This window comes from Nitrobacter sp. 62-23 (assembly GCF_001897285.1).
Lineage (GTDB): Bacteria > Pseudomonadota > Alphaproteobacteria > Rhizobiales > Xanthobacteraceae > Nitrobacter.
Genome location: NZ_MKSM01000064.1, coordinates 2,008 through 15,695, shown reverse-complemented (window position 1 = coordinate 15,695; position 13,688 = coordinate 2,008). Strand labels below are relative to the sequence as shown.

At 57.9% G+C, this 13,688-nt stretch carries 18 protein-coding genes and 2 tRNA genes; 13 read left to right on the top strand and 7 right to left on the bottom strand.

Going from position 1 to position 13,688, the window contains the following annotated elements; genetic code table 11:
• Positions 1-13 precede the first annotated feature (13 nt).
• Complete coding sequence (locus BGO16_RS05255; RefSeq protein WP_292617531.1) at positions 14-514, top strand: hypothetical protein; 501 nt, start codon at positions 14-16, stop codon at positions 512-514.
• A gap of 168 nt (positions 515-682) precedes the next feature.
• Here BGO16_RS05255 and rlmB read toward each other — a convergent pair whose 3' ends face one another.
• Positions 683-1,534 carry a 23S rRNA (guanosine(2251)-2'-O)-methyltransferase RlmB gene (gene rlmB / locus BGO16_RS05250; protein WP_292617530.1) on the bottom strand — a complete coding sequence of 284 codons (852 nt, stop codon included), beginning with the start codon at positions 1,532-1,534 and terminating at the stop codon, positions 683-685.
• A 207-nt stretch (positions 1,535-1,741) separates the two neighbouring features.
• On the opposite strand from rlmB, the gene BGO16_RS05245 reads away from it, so the two are divergent.
• The 4 genes from BGO16_RS05245 to BGO16_RS05230 all read left to right on the top strand — a co-directional run bounded on the left by BGO16_RS05245 (position 1,742) and on the right by BGO16_RS05230 (position 3,005).
• Positions 1,742-1,827, top strand: a tRNA-Tyr gene (locus tag BGO16_RS05245).
• Positions 1,828-1,992: 165 nt separating this feature from the next.
• Complete coding sequence (locus BGO16_RS05240) at positions 1,993-2,382, top strand: hypothetical protein (protein ID WP_292617529.1); 390 nt, start codon at positions 1,993-1,995, stop codon at positions 2,380-2,382.
• Positions 2,369-2,536 (top strand): hypothetical protein, encoded by a 168-nt coding sequence (locus BGO16_RS05235; protein WP_292617528.1) that lies wholly within the window; start codon positions 2,369-2,371, stop codon positions 2,534-2,536. Before BGO16_RS05240 ends, BGO16_RS05235 begins: the two co-directional genes overlap by 14 nt.
• A 145-nt stretch (positions 2,537-2,681) precedes the next feature.
• On the top strand, positions 2,682-3,005 hold the full coding sequence (locus tag BGO16_RS05230) for a hypothetical protein (RefSeq protein ID WP_292617527.1): 324 nt from the start codon (positions 2,682-2,684) through the stop codon (positions 3,003-3,005).
• Positions 3,006-3,652: 647 nt separating this feature from the next.
• Here the strand turns inward: BGO16_RS05230 and BGO16_RS05225 are convergent.
• Positions 3,653-3,931 (bottom strand): hypothetical protein, encoded by a 279-nt coding sequence (locus tag BGO16_RS05225; RefSeq protein WP_292617526.1) that lies wholly within the window; start codon positions 3,929-3,931, stop codon positions 3,653-3,655.
• Positions 3,932-4,502: 571 nt separating this feature from the next.
• On the opposite strand from BGO16_RS05225, the gene BGO16_RS05220 reads away from it, so the two are divergent.
• The 3 genes from BGO16_RS05220 to BGO16_RS05210 all read left to right on the top strand — a co-directional run bounded on the left by BGO16_RS05220 (position 4,503) and on the right by BGO16_RS05210 (position 6,981).
• Entirely contained in the window at positions 4,503-4,808 is a 306-nt protein-coding gene (locus tag BGO16_RS05220; RefSeq protein WP_292617525.1) for a hypothetical protein, read from the top strand.
• An 894-nt stretch (positions 4,809-5,702) separates the two neighbouring features.
• Entirely contained in the window at positions 5,703-6,428 is a 726-nt protein-coding gene (locus BGO16_RS05215; RefSeq protein ID WP_292617524.1) for a Crp/Fnr family transcriptional regulator, read from the top strand.
• Positions 6,429-6,828: 400 nt separating this feature from the next.
• A complete protein-coding gene (locus tag BGO16_RS05210) occupies positions 6,829-6,981 on the top strand; it encodes an aa3-type cytochrome c oxidase subunit IV (RefSeq protein WP_292617523.1) in 153 nt (50 codons plus the stop codon).
• Between the two features lie 643 nt (positions 6,982-7,624).
• Here the strand turns inward: BGO16_RS05210 and BGO16_RS05205 are convergent.
• The 3 genes from BGO16_RS05205 to BGO16_RS05195 form a co-directional block, all read right to left on the bottom strand.
• The gene (locus BGO16_RS05205) at positions 7,625-7,807 is read right to left on the bottom strand and encodes a hypothetical protein (RefSeq protein WP_292617522.1); all 183 of its coding nucleotides are present in this window, start codon (positions 7,805-7,807) and stop codon (positions 7,625-7,627) included.
• A gap of 339 nt (positions 7,808-8,146) precedes the next feature.
• Positions 8,147-8,584: a hypothetical protein gene (locus tag BGO16_RS05200; protein WP_292617521.1), complete on the bottom strand. Its 438-nt coding sequence runs from the start codon at positions 8,582-8,584 to the stop codon at positions 8,147-8,149.
• Positions 8,585-8,936: 352 nt separating this feature from the next.
• On the bottom strand, positions 8,937-9,089 hold the full coding sequence (locus BGO16_RS05195; RefSeq protein ID WP_292617520.1) for a hypothetical protein: 153 nt from the start codon (positions 9,087-9,089) through the stop codon (positions 8,937-8,939).
• 395 nt (positions 9,090-9,484) lie between these two features.
• Here BGO16_RS05195 and BGO16_RS05190 point away from each other — a divergent pair, with 395 nt between their 5' ends.
• A complete protein-coding gene (locus tag BGO16_RS05190; RefSeq protein WP_292617519.1) occupies positions 9,485-9,715 on the top strand; it encodes a hypothetical protein in 231 nt (76 codons plus the stop codon).
• Positions 9,716-10,516: 801 nt separating this feature from the next.
• Here the strand turns inward: BGO16_RS05190 and BGO16_RS05185 are convergent.
• Positions 10,517-10,660: a hypothetical protein gene (locus BGO16_RS05185; RefSeq protein ID WP_292617518.1), complete on the bottom strand. Its 144-nt coding sequence runs from the start codon at positions 10,658-10,660 to the stop codon at positions 10,517-10,519.
• A gap of 837 nt (positions 10,661-11,497) precedes the next feature.
• Here BGO16_RS05185 and BGO16_RS05180 point away from each other — a divergent pair.
• Together BGO16_RS05180 and BGO16_RS05175 are read left to right on the top strand one after the other, a co-directional pair.
• A complete protein-coding gene (locus BGO16_RS05180; RefSeq protein WP_292617517.1) occupies positions 11,498-11,932 on the top strand; it encodes a hypothetical protein in 435 nt (144 codons plus the stop codon).
• 244 nt (positions 11,933-12,176) lie between these two features.
• Positions 12,177-12,323, top strand: coding sequence for a hypothetical protein (locus tag BGO16_RS05175; protein WP_292617516.1), 147 nt, complete (start codon positions 12,177-12,179; stop codon positions 12,321-12,323).
• Positions 12,324-12,414: 91 nt separating this feature from the next.
• On the opposite strand, the gene BGO16_RS05170 is transcribed toward BGO16_RS05175, so the two are convergent.
• The gene (locus tag BGO16_RS05170; RefSeq protein WP_292617515.1) at positions 12,415-12,618 is read right to left on the bottom strand and encodes a hypothetical protein; all 204 of its coding nucleotides are present in this window, start codon (positions 12,616-12,618) and stop codon (positions 12,415-12,417) included.
• A 254-nt stretch (positions 12,619-12,872) separates the two neighbouring features.
• Between BGO16_RS05170 and BGO16_RS05165 the strand changes: the two genes are divergently transcribed.
• Together BGO16_RS05165 and BGO16_RS05160 are read left to right on the top strand one after the other, a co-directional pair.
• A tRNA-Gly gene (locus tag BGO16_RS05165) sits at positions 12,873-12,946 on the top strand.
• A gap of 269 nt (positions 12,947-13,215) precedes the next feature.
• Positions 13,216-13,620 carry a GTA-gp10 family protein gene (locus BGO16_RS05160; RefSeq protein WP_292695527.1) on the top strand — a complete coding sequence of 135 codons (405 nt, stop codon included), beginning with the start codon at positions 13,216-13,218 and terminating at the stop codon, positions 13,618-13,620.
• Positions 13,621-13,688: the final 68 nt, after the last annotated feature.

Sequence of the window (13,688 nt, the reverse complement as noted above, 5' to 3'; positions counted from 1 at the left end):
CAGGAGAGAGTAGATGCGTCAGATGATCTCGGGATTGGTCGCCGCCGTAGCCGTGGTTGCGGCAAGCACTGCGCCGGCGATGGCATGCGGCGGGCTGTTCACAGGCGTGGGGTGTTCACCGTGCTGGGCTTACAGTCCTTGCGCGGGATACGCCGCCTACGAACGTCTGCCCGCTCCAACGCAGTATTTCTATGTCAATCAGGGGCCGACCTTCAGCGGTCCGGGCAACTTCGCGCCGGTGCCGACCTATCAGGAAGCCGCCGTTTCGGGATGGGGCGCCTACCGTCATCATCCCTACTACTACCCCTACGACGGTGGCCGTTACGCCCATGCCATGCATCATTACTATGACGGCGCGCCCGTGACCGGCCCGGTCGTGTACAGCTATCGCTGGCATCACGCCCATCGCCATGGCCTCCGGTATGGCCATGCGTCGCACCGGCATGGTCATGTCCAGGGAACGCCGCATCATCGCCATGGTCACCATCATCCGGTGGCGCACGGCCACCACTGATAGGCCACGCTTCTAGGAAAAGACGCCCGTTCGCAATCGCAATGCGTGCGGGCGTTTTCGTGCCGTCAGAGCCTTTCCGCTTCTGATGGAATCAGAAGCGGGGCTCCATGATTTTGATTTGACGCGTTTTCTTCACGCGAACCGGCATCCACTTCGCTCGAAAATGCTCTAGCGCATCAGGCCGAGACGGCTGGCACCGATATAGAGCGCGAGCACTGCGGCGTTCGAGACGTTGAGGCTCTTGATGTCGCCGGGCATGTCGAGGCGCGCGACCGCGCTGCATGTTTCCCGCGTCAATTGCCGCAGACCCTTGCCTTCGGCGCCGAGCACCAGTGCGAGCGGTTGCCGCAAAGGGATGGCGGCAAGGTTTTCGTCCCCGGCGCTGTCGAGGCCGACGGTCATGAAGCCGCGGTCGTTCAGCTCGCTCAGCGCCCGCGCCAGATTTTGCACCAGCACGAGCGGCACAAGCTCCAGTGCGCCGGAGGCGGATTTCGCCAGCACGCCGGTGGCCTCGGGACTGTGGCGCGCCGTGGTGACGATCGCCTTCACCGCAAACGCCGCCGCCGACCGCATGATCGCGCCGACGTTGTGCGGGTCTGTGATCTGGTCAAGCACCAGCACGATGCCTTCCTGCGCCAGCGTGTCGATATCCGGCGAGGGCAGGGGGTCTGTTTCGGCGAGCAGCCCCTGATGCACTGCATCCGGGCCGAGACGCTGGTCGATCGCGCCTGGACGGACGATCTCGGGGGCAATCCGCGTGTCGATGTTTTCATCCACGAGCCGTCGCGCGGCGTTCTCGGTGAGCAGCAGCTTTCGGATGGTCCGCCGGGGATTGGCCAGCGCGGCTGTCACCGTGTGCCAGCCGTAAAGGATCGCCGGGCTGTTGGCGCCGGCGTCGCGGCCGTTCCGCGCCGAGCCTCGTCCGGGGGAGCGCTTGCGGTCGCCGGTCTTTCCGGCGCGGCTGTCCTTCCCTGGCCGGGAATCCCGCCGGAATCGCGGTCCTCGATCACGATCGCTCATGCGTGCTTGTCTCACGGGCCTGAAACAATGGCAATTTCCACCGCTGGATACACGGAAGTCGGTATTCCCGGCCGCTCTCGGTTGACTTTGCGGGGCCGCTTCGCCCATAAACGCGCGCAACCGTAGGCCCGGTATCCGGGCCGGTGCCTTCAATGTCATCCACGGTCGGTCCGGCCACTTTTTCAGTGGATGACATCCGATGGTTACGGGGGAGTGTCCCGAGTGGCAAAGGGAGCTGACTGTAAATCAGCCGCCTCATGGCTTCGTAGGTTCGAGTCCTACCTCCCCCACCAATAAAATCAATTCAGACAATTTGACGAAACTGGCTCGTGAGAAGGGACCAACTGTGTCTTCCAGGGTGGGCTGGGGCGTGGGTGCCTGCCCGCTACCGTCCGTTTTTTATCCGTTACTCTCCGTCACAGGGAGGTATTTCGCGACCGCTGAGAGAGCCGGAATGGTTGGTCTCGCGGCGAGTCGCACGCGCGCGTTTCGGGCGGCGGGGGTGGTCGTGGTGGCGGGGGGCAGGCGGCTACGGCACGGTCGGTAACACCACAATCAATGGCGGCACGCTGTCGCCGGGCAATTCGATCGCCACGCTGGCGGCGGCGGCCAATCTGGTGCTGACAGCCGCTTCGACCTACATGGTCGAAGTGTCGCCGACGGCGTCCGACCTCACTCATGTGACCGGTTCGGCTACGCTGGGTGGCGCGACCGTGACGGCGCAGTTCGCTTCCGGCGCTTATGTCGGGAAGCGCTACGCCATCCTCACCGCCGACGGCGGCGTCAGCGGAACGTTCTCAGGCCCACACCAACCTGCCGACCACCTTCAAGACCGTGCTCGCGCATGACAGCAACAACGCCTATCTCGATCTGATTTTGAATTTTGGTATGCCCAGCGGTCTCAATCGCAATCAACAAGTGGTTGCGACCGCACTGACCGATTTCTTCAATAGCAGCATCGGGATTCCGTTGGCGTTCGGCGCGTTTTGCCGCAGGGACTGACGCAAGTTTCCGGCGACTTGACCGGCCATGTTGATGGTTCTGCCGGTGCGGTGTATGTGCATGACGTCTCAGTGGAAATGATGGCGAATGCAATTTGAGAATCGCCTTAGATTTTTCATCCAACCAACAGAAGGCTGCTTAAATTATGCCTCCTCCGCGCGACCCAAGCTCCGGTCAAACAGCCGAAGAAATCGAGCGCTACTATCGCAACGTCAAGATTGGTGATCCAGCAGCGATCAGAACAAGCCAATATGGACGTCTCGAAATCAAGATCACAACTGTAAGCAACATCAATCCAGAAGCTGGAAGCATACATTTGAATGACGATGCCGTATGGGGCGGGGTCGCTTATTCTGTGGAGAGCGGAAAGAGTTATTACGCGACCAGCGGCCAGTCATCGCTTATCGTTCCAAATGAAAGCGTTACGGCCTGGGCTAAAGCGAATCCGCGCGGCACCCCCGAATATTGATGTGTTCTATCGCAGCGGATCGGAATGGTCGTTGATGGGCTAGCGCTCGCAAGAAAATTACAGACTGATGAACAAACGTGACTTCAATCGCTTGCCGCGGCGTGATCGACAAATCATTCGACGCGCCGGATGGTTTGCGAATAGCGCGGACTGAAGGAAATATCGGTGCGGTGACGAAGGTTGAGCGCGGACCTACCCCAAATGGAAACCCGGCCAGCCGTTGCCTTCTACAGTTGCTGATGCACGATCTGTCCGCCATATCGCGCGTCAATCGATTATCAGCACGCTTCGTAAGATGTCGGCTAAGCCTCAGGAGCCGCTCCCACCCTCGTGCCTTATCCGGTCCGGGCGGCGCCTTGGCCGGGGGTTCCGTCCCGAGGCACCTTTTCGCCTGTCATGCCCGGCGGGCCTTTCTTTGGTTGGAACTCCTATCGGCCTCATTGCATTATCAACCCAGACGCGTACCTACCAGCACTCTCGTCCGTGCGTGGTGGTCGATAGTCGGCCCGTCGGTGACCCACATTGCCGGCGGGCTTTATTGTGAGGAACGGGCCTCGGCTCCATGCATTGGCTCCATGGACGGGTCTGCAGTCCACTCCCCACTAACCTCCGGATGGGTTGCGGTCTCCCGGCCGCCCGTCGGGGCCTCAGACCAGCTCCGGCGGGTTTTCCCTCCTGTCGCTCAGGTCTTTCAGCATCGCATCACAGGCGGCTTTGGCCTCATCGAAAGACTTGAACGGTGAGCCCACGATTTTGATTGCGCCATGGCCTTGGTAAAGAGGACGCCATGATGCCACGTATCCAGACGTGCGGCGAAAACCAGGACCGGAAAGACTGTCGAAATAACTGATTGTGAAAGAATAGTTGCCGCTACTTACACTCCAAATTTTCATCTTTTCGAAGACGCGATGGAATTGAAGAGGCATTCAGTCACTCAACCGTCGCACGCCGAGCCGCCATTTCCATTGGAGAGTTTTTCGGAGCGCGAAGTCGCGGCGCTACAAACGTGATATAGTGATCGCCGCACTGCCATGCCAGCGCCCGATCGCCGCGCAGCAGGCTAAAAGTTGCTCTTTCTCTGACGATATTGTCAAACCATCAGCAGCCAACGGCTTTTTTTAGTCAACGCTTTCGACGGGTAGGCTTTGTGGTTCCGCTGACCTTCCGGTTGCGTGGTTGCCCTTGCTCGCCGACCTCGACAAAGGGGTTTGGCAACGCAGCCTTTCTATCGATCAGATGAGACGTGTTGCAGTCGGCCCTGGTGCGCCGGCGTCGTGCCGCCACCTGATCCGCTAGGTCTTTCGGAGCACGAGGCATCGCGATACTCCAGATGCGATGCAGGAAATGTAATGCTTGTGCCGGCAAATTGGAGTCCGGCATCGCGGGGGATCGGTTGGCTCTCTTTCGGTTCACGCTCTGCCGAGCGATTTGAGCGCGCTTAAGACGATCCGTAAAATTGCCGCTTGCCGTGATATTAAGCATTAGGAACTCGCCAGCTTGAATATCGGCATGGCACGACTCTCGATATTTGCAATTCTCATCGCTTGGACGATTGCCACTTATCTGTCGTCCACATGGGACTCTATACAAGCCGAGACGCAAGCCGACCGACCGACGTTCGTTTCGACGAACTATACCTGCAACATCAAGGGTAATATCAGCCTGAACACTGGTGAGCGCATTTATCACGTACCAGGCCAAGAACACTATTCCGAAACGATCATCACACCATCGAAGGGCGAGCGCTGGTTTTGTTCAGAAGATAAGGCGCGCGCCGCGGGATGGCGAAAAGCACGGCGGTAGCTGCCTAACGCCCGGCACAGACCGCACCGGGTGGAAATGGCGTTACGCATCGCGCGGCGTAGAAATTCACTCCGGCGACAATGGGTCATCCGGTCCTACCGCTGATTCAGCAGACCATTGCAGTCTGATTCCAAGGTCGCAAGCGCTACCGAGGTTGAGCGTCCATTTTCTGCTTAAGCGCATCGATCAATCGTTGATCGTCTGTGCGCACCCTAAGATATCCATTCCAGGTGATAGGGCCAATCTTTGTTGGGCCCGTAGCATAGTGCTCCTTGAGCACTCCGAATTGCTCTCGGTGCCGAGGCGGAATAAGAAGTTCCATTGTAAGGGCCTCTCGGTGAGTTATCGGTACGAATCAAACAGCTTCATGCGAGGGCAGTTTTCTGGCCAGAGTATGTCAACCCGCATGGACAGGCATCGATCGACACTTTCGGAAAGCGCTTTCACTGCTCCGCTTCCATCTGCCGAGGCAAGATCAAATGGATATGGGAAAAGGGGAGAAGTCGTGGTGCGATCAGGCCGCAGGCCGCTGGCACGCATGAGCATCCACAACAGGGTCCAGTTCTCCGCTTCCTCGTAAAGGCCAATTTGCCGTCCAGCTTGGTCGACGCCGGGCGAACGCGAGACTCGATTCCGAGAGCCAGATTGCGGCGCGAGGCGCCCGTCGTCGGCGGCGGCGTGTGCCAGTACGAACAGACGGATTCGCCATTGTGAAGCGCCGACCTCACGGGAGAGGATGAGGTTGCGGTAGCGCAACAATTCAGGTTTGCCTTTGCGCGATCGCAAAGACAGGAAGATTTATGGAATGCAGGGTCCGCCTGGAGAACCGGCAAATCGCCTCTTGAAAGAGGGATGTTTCGGCTCGGCAGACGATTACCATCGAACCAAAGCAGCATGAACACGCCCCGGAAGGACATCCATAACTCCAATGTGCCGAAGCTCTGTCGGAGTTGCGAGGTGCGGCACAACGGAATGTGCGGCGCGCTCAACGGCAACGAATTAGTGGATTTCGCCAAGTTCACGCGCGTCGTGGCGGTGGCCGCCGGTGACGTTCTCCTGCAGGAGCAGGGGCCGATCAAGTCCTATGCCAATGTCATGCGCGGCGTGCTCAAGCTGACCAAGACTATGGCCGATGGTCGCCAACAAATCGTCGGACTTCAATTCGCGCCAGATTTCGTCGGACGACTTCATCAAGACGAGAGCCCTGTTCGGGTCGAAGCCTGCTCGGATGTTGAGGTCTGCAGCATAACCAGGAATGCACTGCGGCATATGCTCGAAGAAAATCCGGCTCTCGAAACGAAACTGCTACACCAAGCCCTGCGTGAGGTCGATCAGGGTCGCGAATGGATGCTGGCGCTTGGACGAAAGACGGCTCGCGAAAAGGTGGCCAGCTTTCTTATGATGATGGTTCGGCAGATCGATCCGTTTGCCGAAAGCAACGCCGTCACGGCTTTCGACCTTCCACTTACGCGCGCCGAAATTGGCGACTTTCTCGGCTTGACGATTGGAACCGTCTCGCGCGAACTCACGCGGTTGCGGAAAGCCAGAGTGATTCAGATTTCCTCGCATCGCCACATCGACATTCTGGATCTCGAAGCGCTTCGCCAATGCGTTGGCTAGAAGCATAGGGGGCTCGCGCAGAAAACGCGGCAGCGCATGGTGCCACGAGATATCCATTCCTGAAGATTCAGAGCATTCTGTGTGAGAGAATAACGGCATCTTTGCGCTAGATGAAAGCGTAGGTGTGATTTGAATGTATTCTTGGCTCGTCGAAATCAAAAAAGGGGATCGACATGCCAACCGATGCACTCGTTGTCACTTTGTTTGTTGTCGCCGTTATAAGTATATTTTCACTGGCCATAGCCTGGGGCGAGCGTCAGACAGAAAGCGGCCGGCGCGAAAGCCACCCAAGGTAAGCTCGCAGAACTGCTGAATGGGCGGCGACCGCGGGCAGCTATCTCGGTCTCACTGGTCACCGTCGTGAAAGACACAAGATCAACCGCACCTTGGGAAACTTGACATGTCTGATCATGGCGAATTGACGTACTCCACCGCAGAAGGAATGGATTATCCGGCGCACGAGGAAACGTATAAGTCCTTTCTCAAATTTGGGACGATCGGTGCCGCGGTCGTGGTCACCGTTGTCGTGTTGTTGGCGGTTTTCCTCCTCTAATCCCCCTCGCGCGCCATTCCAAAACCCGCCGGCCGACTCGCGCGACGGCGGGTTTTGCGCATCGCAGCTCACGTCACCATCTGCCGCGTCGGCGCGGTTGAGCGCCCCGTGGGCTGCACTGATCGCGGGCAGGCTGGTCATCCTGAGAACCGCATCGAACAGCCTCTCATGCGCGAGCGTAGCCGCAGCTAACGGGGATGGCCGAGGTGGCTCTGGTGAATAAATGCGAAGGGACCAAATGGAGGAGGCCGGTTTCAATTTTTTGTTATGTTCACTAGTAAACAGACGCTCATCTGGCGGTGATAGTATGCTGTGTGGATCACCGCGAGGCTCTAGGCATTCATCGGTGATGAGAACGCCCGGTTGCGCTCCCGCCTTCCTCTTTCGGAAAGGAGTGTGCCATGGGGCAGCTTTTTCAAAACAAGAACTGTCCGTGTTGCAAGGAACCGATGACCATGGCGTTGCCGCCAGGCGGCAACGGTCCCCGTGTCCTCACGTGCGTAGGCTGCGACCCGCTACGGGATGATCAGGCGAGGGGCTGGTTGGCAGGCGATTTGGGTCGGGCTCGGACGAGGCCATAGACCGCCGCAGAATGGATCACCGGCTGCTGACGGATGCGCCGCTCGCATCTGCGCCGCGCGGACTAGCTGCTGGGCGTTGTTTTGAAGCGTCCAACCAAGCGCTCGCCGTCCCACAATTCCACGTTACGAGCGCCCCTTATCTTCTTTGCAGCTTCGATTGCCTGAGCGTCGTCTGCACTCTCTATAAGCGTGTCGCTCTGGATATGACCTTTGTCGTTGAGGATGTACACTCGATAATCGGTCACGCTATCCTATCTCCAGATTTTACCAGTGGCCTACGAGCAGAGCGGAGCCGCAACCACTCATACGGCCTCAATGGGATACAAATATCCGGCTGCCCCCGTCAACAGGTCATCTATGATCCCGATTGTCCTTCGTTAAGTTGGCTCGAAGGGGAGGGGCGCGATCCCGGTCGCAAGAACGGCTATGGCAACGAACTGCCAACGGCTATCCGCTCAATCTCCAACGATCACGCTGCTCGCCCTCAACAGTTCGCCGGACCGAGAATCGATCCGACCTGCGACGGCACGGGTCGTCTGCACCTTTGAATTAGTGATAGTCACCAGTCCAACGATCAAGATGCACTAACCCTGCTGGTTGCCACGCTGCGGTGGCTGCGGATTATTTTCGGGATTCGTATCGTACTTGGATATTCGCGTAATGAGCCCGCTGGTGGCGAACGGCTGCAAATCGGCCTCCAAGCTATCAGCAATCTCCTTGGCATAGACCTCTCTGTCGTCCACGTAGAGCGTAAAGGATTTCAAATATTTTCTCTTTTTTTCCGGATCCTCGATCGTTGCTTTGGTCCAGTCATAAAGCGGATAGCCCTCGACGCCGCGCTCCTCCGCTGCGACGACATACTCTGAAAAGGCATCGAACTGGGATTTTGGGACAGCGTGATGTTGGGCGAGGATATCGAAGAGGCGCGTTAGTGCCGGTTCAGACGTTTTGCGTCGTATCGATTCCGCAACGGCTGCATCGTTTACATCGAATCTGACCTGATACTGCCACTGAGGAATCATGCTAAATCCCGCTCCCTGATCGCGCCCCTCGCCGCAAAGCCTAATGCTCGCTCATATCGGTGTCCAGTAAGGAACGCCCGCCGAGGGCCGCCGAAATGCAGAGACCTGCCGGCTGGTTCATGTGAGAGGCGGCAGGGACATTTTATATGTTTTATATGTTCGTCGGGACTCTTGCCCCTTCAACATCCGTCAGCATTCAATCGCTCAAGAAAATCGCTGCGCCGTCAATAAGAGCAGGCGCAAGGACTGGCGCGGCCATTCCAGGCGAGCGCAACACGAGTCGCAGTTCATCGTCGGTCAGGTCAGGATCTCCATTTGGTCGAACCACTGAGGCCGTTTTATTGAGGGCCCTTTATTCTGGCGGCTCCTGCTGTCCCGAAGAATTGACCCGCTGCTCCACCTCCATGGCGGTCTCGGCTTTCTTCACCTTTTTGAGCAACGCGTCGCGCTCCCGACCGGGTGGAGCGAGTTCGGCACGCTCTCGCATTGCATGGATGAATGCCAAAAGACGATCCCTTAAAGGAACCGATTGTTTCACACGTCGCCGCATGGCGCGGCTTCCTGTCGAGTTGCGGGAGCGCGCGTTGTCCTCGCCGATCGGGCTACGATGAAGTGAGTGTGCGCCCGATCAATCCGGAGCGCCAGCCGATTACAGATATTTGATCAAAACACATCGAGGAATCCACTTTTCGTAAACTCCTATTTCGCGCTGCGGCATTTCTCGGGAATGGAGTCGTGTCGCGCGGAGTTGGCGGAAAGGGCGGCCATTTGAAGGAGGCCACTCAAGGTTTTTCTGACGCCCGCCGAACGCGCTCCAGGTGAAACGTTTATTCTTCGGAACGTTTGTGGTCCTCACGCTTTTTCCATCAAACTCACGACATTTGTTTCGAAGGAAACGTCATGCCAAACGTCAAGTATGTGTCGATCATCATTCTGTTGGCCCTTTTGGTTGGAACGTGGGCTTGGGCGGCGTCGGCGTGGACCAGCGATATTCCCATGAGTGACTGGATTGCCTTGGGCTTTGGTGGTGTTACGACGCTCGTCGTCGGCTGCGGTTTGATTGGCTTGCTATTTTATAGCAGCCGTCACGGTTACGATGACGAGGCGTTCCGGAAGAGGCGTCCGAAGTAGTCGCGCCGAAGGAGTGGCAAAGAGTGGCCGTGCTCCTTCGCCGGCTCTTGTCACTGCGCGATCTCGGTTATCTATCGGTGGTGACAACGCCAGTCGTGCTCCAGCCTTCTTCTGAAGGAAGCAGCACCTCACATGTACAGGTACAAGGCGTTTCAAAAAAACGTTTCAGGAAAAAAAAACGTTCAGACTCGTCTTTCAGGTTCATCGCCGACGCGAGCGATTAGCTTTGCTCCCTGAGGAGCCAAAGCGCGGCGATCTGCTTCATAAGATCGATAGGAGTGTACGGTGAGGATTGGAGCGGCTTCAGCTTTTGCTCTTGTTTGTATGTGTCAGGCAGCTCATGCGGACTGTTCGTGCCAGTGCATAGACGGTCGAATGCAGCCGGTCTGCTCCAATCTCGACGTTCCGCCTCTCTGCCCTCCGACGTTCTGCCCGCTCGGCGCGCCATCGATTACACCGCCCCAGGTGCCGACGGTTCCTCCAGTCGGTACAAGATCATGCCGGCAAATCAGGGTGTGCGACACACTCGGAAACTGTCGATTGCAGCGGATTTGTAATTAACACGGCGCGCGGGATGGGACCGTCAAACTAGCATATAGCCGGCATCTGGAAGTGAGCGAGCGACGTGCATCAACGATGCGCAACATTTGTGGATGTCATGTCGCCGGACATGGCCGTATGCCGTTTGCGAGTTGGCCCGAGCGGCCGGATTAACCGCGAGGTTTGAAAATGGCTGCCGGGTAGGATTCGAACCTACGCCATGAAGGTACGCGCGCCGGTCCAGCCAAAAGGTCTCCGCGCTTAGTCGAAAACGAACAGTCCGACGATAAAAGCGACAAACAGCAGCGCCAGCAAGGTGCCGAAAATGTAAGCGTTCCTGCGGCCCGTCTTCTTCGATCCCTCGAATTCTCGCACCGAGCTGCGCCATTCCCAAAAGTCGTTCATTGTTCACGTCTCCGTCGTCTTAAAATGTCGTGGTGGTTTTTGTTCATGTCTTCCCGAAGCCAGCGCGGTCCCCATCGATGATCCGGAGATGGCTCGGAAATTGAAGCGATTGCTTTAGGCGTCTTGCTCGCGGCGCGTCTGGCGATTTCTCGCTTGCACACCAATGCGATCCGAACGTCGCGGAGCCTCAATCTGGATTGACGTTTACGCTGCTGTCCCTCCAGACAACCCCTATTTCGAACACGGACCTTCTCCTCTGCGCGCGCATTTCAAGTCAACCCAGGCAGGTCCATGGGTCAAGTGCAAGCTTGCCTTTATGTAGAGATTGATAAGAGGGGTGCCAGCGAGGGCCAGCCTTCAGCCGGCCACGCTCCTCAGCGGATTCAGGCGAATCAAATGTTTGATTTAATTGTACTTTCTGTCGCCGGGCGACCGCTCGATCCAGCCGTTTAACCTAAACTCTCAATGTTAATTCAAACGGCGTTCCGCGTCTAGCTAGACAGGCCGTTACCGCCGGCTCTAGGTACTCGCCATCATGACCAGCGGTTCCGTGCCGGACATTTCGAAGCAGGGCTTCAGTTACTGCGTTCCCTCACTCCAGCGTTTCCCGGAGATACGATGATCCGACTGCTTATTGCGTCGGCGATGCTTTTCATCGCCGCCACACCGTCGTCTGCCCGGTCTTCTCAAAAAAAGATGCAGGCCGGCATTGGCTGCGATGTGATGCGTCCCTGCTTTGGCAACGGCGCATCGCTGTTTGGTTCGGAGGATCACGCCGTCGGGTATTCCCGTCATTCCGCCGTGAGACGTCGGGCGGATCACAGATCGCATCGCCCAATGCCGAAAGGGCTCGCCCGGGTCATGGCCGAAGGCGCGGGGCGGGCGGCCGGCGTAGTCCGCTCATCCTCCGGCGCCACGGCGCATGTCGCCGGCCGCGCCACCGCTGCTTTTCAGTGTCTCGTTTCGGCTCTGGACCGGCAGGGTTATCCGATCCGCTTCATGGGCGGATGGAGGGCGCATGGTAGCGTGCGGGGCTCGCTGCATCCCGCAGGGCTTGCGCTCGATATCAACCAATATGGGCGCAACGTCACACGTCCGCGGATGCCTCGCAACGAAGTCACGCTGGCGAATTCCTGCGGGCTGGTTGCCGGCGCGCAATGGGCAAATGCCGACAGCGGGCATTTCCAGCTTGGCGGCTGGAGCGGGGGAGGGCGGCATTACGCCGGTCGTCACCGCGATCATCGTCCTCAACGCTACGCCAATGCGCGATGATGTCAGACCACGGGCGGCTCATCGTCGTCCTTTGAACGATCCGTTGACCCCGGGGTGACGTTATCCGCGCGCGATCCGCGAAAATATTCGGGCCTGCCCGCTCTGAAAGATCGACGCGGGTTGCGCGGGCAGCCGCGCATCCGGGAAAATCCGCCGCAACCGGGTCTTATAATTTGCCGACGCCACCGCATATTAGACAGGTAACGTGTCCTGTTCCTCAACGAACAAGAACGGAGAAGGCGACATGAAAATTAAAATTGTCCTGGCAACAATACTGGCCGTCGGAACCTTGCTGGGCTTCAGCGCGCTGGTCTCGGCTGTTCACAACGCGGATCATGGGACCGCTCATAGCAGCATGCAGAATTGGGAGCCTATGCAGCGCGCGGCATAAGTCACGCTCGCGAGACGGCTATCATGGATCCAGAACCCGGAAGAGGTTGCTTGGAGCCACTCCATGACGCCTTTTATTTTAATGACGCCTTTTATTCTGGTGGCCGAAGTTCCCGGGAATTTGCCCAACCTTCAACATTTGCTGCCCTCTCGGCCTGCTCGGCCTTCGCCAGGGTCGCAGCCTTCTCCGCGCCAAAGGGCATCAATGCTGCCCTCTCGCGCATAAGCCTCGCAAATACGCCGAGGCGCTCTTTCAAGGATTGCGTGTGTTTGAAACGCCGCCGTCGCTTGGACATGGCGCGCTCCTTCCAAAACCGAAAGAGGAAAGCGGGAGCGCAACCGGTGTTCTATCGATGATAAACGTCTCGAGCCGCGCGATGATACCGAACAACGTCGCGCGAAGGGAAAAGTTCTGTTTCGTCCGGAAGGGATACGGGCTTTTGTCTCAAAGTCGCCGTTTGGGGCAATTCTGCTCCGAAAATTGACGGATTTACTGCCTTGCGGAAAGCATCTGCAAATGGCAATAAAATCAGAACGCTAGATGCGTTTCGCGGGTGTAGCTCAATGGTAGAGCAGCAGCCTTCCAAGCTGAATACGAGGGTTCGATTCCCTTCACCCGCTCCAGGGTGTTTCTTAACAAGATCAAGTAGTTGGTAATGCTCTCGCCATGTCGTTACGCTCAAGGTCGCGAGGCGGAAGACTGCTTCGATCCCCTAGCGTCCGCACAGCACACAGGGACCCCGAACCATCGCAGCAATCGTGCTGCATGAGGTTACTCTGTTCGATCGCGCTGTCCGCGTCATTTCCGAGAGCATCGGCCAACTTCGCTGACGGCTCCAATACCGGCTTATTCCGTCGCAGATCGCCGCCAACGTCACCCATGAGGTTTTGAAATGACCAGCCACAGCACCAATCCCGGCGTTCGCAAGATTGAGTTTGCCGGCAAGACGCGCGTCTTCAATTTGAACGAGCCCAAGGTTCTCGCCATGATCGCGGGCGGAGCGAAATTGAAGCAGGTCGCGAGAATGGTCACGATTGCCCGTCTCGGCATTGGCAGGGCCCCGCTCGCCGGCCAATACGGCGATACCCCGGCGGCTTGCCACCAACGCTTTGTCGAAAAGATCTATTCGGCCGAGGATGTGGAGAATGTCATCGTGCTCGGATTGATCGGGGGCGGGATGCCCGAAGACGAAGCGTTCGCGCTTGTGGATGAGCATGTCCATGGCAAGCCGCTCGATGCCAATGCGCAGATTGCATCGGAAACCATTGCCGCGCTTGCCGGCGCGGGAAAAACCTGAGCATCCGTCCTGCCGCCGGCTCCAGCGTTTTTCGATCCGACGGATCACCACGAATGCGCTGATTCCCT